This is a genomic window from Tibeticola sediminis, from assembly GCF_003843835.1.
Lineage (GTDB): Bacteria > Pseudomonadota > Gammaproteobacteria > Burkholderiales > Burkholderiaceae_C > Tibeticola > Tibeticola sediminis.
In genome coordinates this window covers 1-2,500 of record NZ_RKQL01000004.1, presented here as the reverse complement: position 1 = coordinate 2,500, position 2,500 = coordinate 1, and the positions used below count along the sequence as shown (strand labels likewise).

Here is a 2,500-nt window from a genome sequence, read left to right as displayed (position 1 = left end):
CTCTGCAAACACGAAAGTGGACGTATAGGGTGTGACGCCTGCCCGGTGCTGGAAGATTAAGTGATGGGGTGCAAGCTCTTGATCGAAGTCCCAGTAAACGGCGGCCGTAACTATAACGGTCCTAAGGTAGCGAAATTCCTTGTCGGGTAAGTTCCGACCTGCACGAATGGCGTAACGATGGCCACACTGTCTCCTCCTGAGACTCAGCGAAGTTGAAATGTTTGTGATGATGCAATCTCCCCGCGGAAAGACGGAAAGACCCCATGAACCTTTACTGTAGCTTTGTATTGGACTTTGAACAGACCTGTGTAGGATAGGTGGGAGGCTGTGAAGCTCGGTCGCCAGATCGAGTGGAGCCGACGTTGAAATACCACCCTGGTGTGTTTGAGGTTCTAACCTAGGTCCCTAACCGGGATCGGGGACAGTGCATGGTAGGCAGTTTGACTGGGGCGGTCTCCTCCCAAAGCGTAACGGAGGAGTTCGAAGGTACGCTAGTTACGGTCGGACATCGTGACGATAGTGCAATGGCATAAGCGTGCTTAACTGCGAGACTGACAAGTCGAGCAGATGCGAAAGCAGGACATAGTGATCCGGTGGTTCTGTATGGAAGGGCCATCGCTCAACGGATAAAAGGTACTCTGGGGATAACAGGCTGATACCGCCCAAGAGTTCATATCGACGGCGGTGTTTGGCACCTCGATGTCGGCTCATCTCATCCTGGGGCTGTAGTCGGTCCCAAGGGTATGGCTGTTCGCCATTTAAAGAGGTACGTGAGCTGGGTTTAAAACGTCGTGAGACAGTTTGGTCCCTATCTTCCGTGGGCGCTGCAGATTTGAGGAAGCCTGCTCCTAGTACGAGAGGACCGGAGTGGACGCACCTCTGGTGTACCGGTTGTCACGCCAGTGGCATTGCCGGGTAGCTAAGTGCGGAAGAGATAACCGCTGAAAGCATCTAAGCGGGAAACTCGTTCCAAGATTAGATCTGCCGGGGCCTCGAGCCCCCTAAAGAGTCGTTCTAGACCAGGACGTTGATAGGCTGGGTGTGGAAGCGCAGCAATGCGTTAAGCTAACCAGTACTAATTGCTCGTGCGGCTTGACCCTATAACTTTGGCAACCGCCAAAGCTGTTATGCCAAGACGCATTCAAAAGTTCATGATTCGATCTCTATGAATTCGTTCGCCAGCTCAACTGCTCGCGAACAAACCAGTTATGCCTGATGACCATAGCGAGGTGGTCCCACTCCTTCCCATCCCGAACAGGACAGTGAAACGCCTCAGCGCCGATGATAGTGCGGATTCCCGTGTGAAAGTAGGTCATCATCAGGCAATTTATATAAACGCCCGTTCAATCGAACGGGCGTTTTTCTTTGTTGGGGGCTTGAATGCGCACTCGTTGCGGTGCTCGGTAGTCGCCCCTGAAATATTCGTCCGAGCCCCAGTTGCACATACCGAGCGAACAGCAAGCCGGGCTTTTCCCGTACGGACGGTTGAGCGCCGAACAGGTCGATCATCGATCTCTCCGAAGCACCTCCCTGCAATGCCTCGAAGGGGCTGTTTCGCGCATGAGACACGAACGTACAGAAACCGATACCGGCTTCGATTGCGGCACCGATGATCAGCACGGCGACGGCGGTCACACTCAGCGGCCTCGCTCTGCCATCGACCGATCGGGCTACCGTCGTCGTCACAGCAAGTGGCCTCAATGCGCGTTCGGGTGCGCGTGGGGTGCCTATCTTCGCCACGTTGGGCCAGGTCTGGGTGTCGCGCGCTTAAGGCCGTGGCTACCGGGGGTTCACCGCGGCGCTCCAGTATTCGGGCGTCGTGTTCTCCAGCGCCTGGGGTTACCTGTTCTCGAGCGAATCCCTGGGCATGCGGCCGCTGCTCGGCAGCGTTCCCGTCGTCGCTTCGAGCGTTCTCATCCCGATCGTGATGCGATCGCCGGGCCGCGGTGCCTGCCTGAATCCGAGTGCTCGCAGGCGCCGGTCTCCTGGCCGGGCCTGGAGCGCCGGCCTTGCCGCGCGCCTCGCAACCCGCGACAAGGTCAGCGGCGGCTCGTCACGCCGGCTTATGCACGCGTTCCATGGAGGGCGGGCTGTTCGCCAGCTTGTTGGCCGAGCGGCGCGGGCGCACCACCGGTTCGCCGCCGCGGTTGGGGCACTTGCCGGCCAGCACGTTGGTCGCGCAGGACGCGCAGAAGTTCCACTCGAACGAGCAGATGCGTGCCTCGGCCGAATCGGGCGGCAGGTCCTTGTCGCAGCATTCGCAGCCGGGACGCAGTTGAAGCATGGTGTCTCTCCCCTTGTTTCAGTGGGCCTTGGAAATAGGCGCAAGCATGCGGTCGCAGCCCCCCGGGAGCCTCGCCTGTCGAGTATAGGGGTGCCACAAGGCTGTCACGAAAGGGCGTGTATGAGTCCAGTACCTTTGGCGCTCGGGTTGATGTTGCAGGAGGAAGGGTAGCGGGGAACGCTGGCCGAGGGTGTGGTGCGGCGCTCGGCGTTGTAG

At 58.6% G+C, this 2,500-nt stretch carries 1 protein-coding gene and 2 rRNA genes (1 of these 3 cut by a window edge); 2 read left to right on the top strand and 1 reads right to left on the bottom strand.

Annotated elements, in window-relative coordinates; all coding sequences use genetic code 11:
- Together EDC62_RS08605 and rrf are read left to right on the top strand one after the other, a co-directional pair.
- Nucleotides 1-1,100, top strand: a 23S ribosomal RNA gene (locus EDC62_RS08605); it begins 1,778 nt to the left of the window's first position.
- Nucleotides 1,101-1,211: 111 nt separating this feature from the next.
- Nucleotides 1,212-1,324: ribosomal RNA gene (rrf, locus tag EDC62_RS08600) — 5S ribosomal RNA — on the top strand.
- A gap of 729 nt (nucleotides 1,325-2,053) precedes the next feature.
- On the opposite strand, the gene EDC62_RS08595 is transcribed toward rrf, so the two are convergent.
- Nucleotides 2,054-2,284 carry a DUF1272 domain-containing protein gene (locus EDC62_RS08595; RefSeq protein ID WP_124222702.1) on the bottom strand — a complete coding sequence of 77 codons (231 nt, stop codon included), beginning with the start codon at nucleotides 2,282-2,284 and terminating at the stop codon, nucleotides 2,054-2,056.
- Nucleotides 2,285-2,500 lie beyond the last annotated feature (216 nt).

What these genes read in the sequence shown, in the direction of transcription:
- EDC62_RS08595 (WP_124222702.1), bottom strand. Translation starts at nt 2,284, where the DNA reads ATGCTTCAACTGCGTCCCGGCTGCGAATGCTGCGACAAGGACCTGCCG.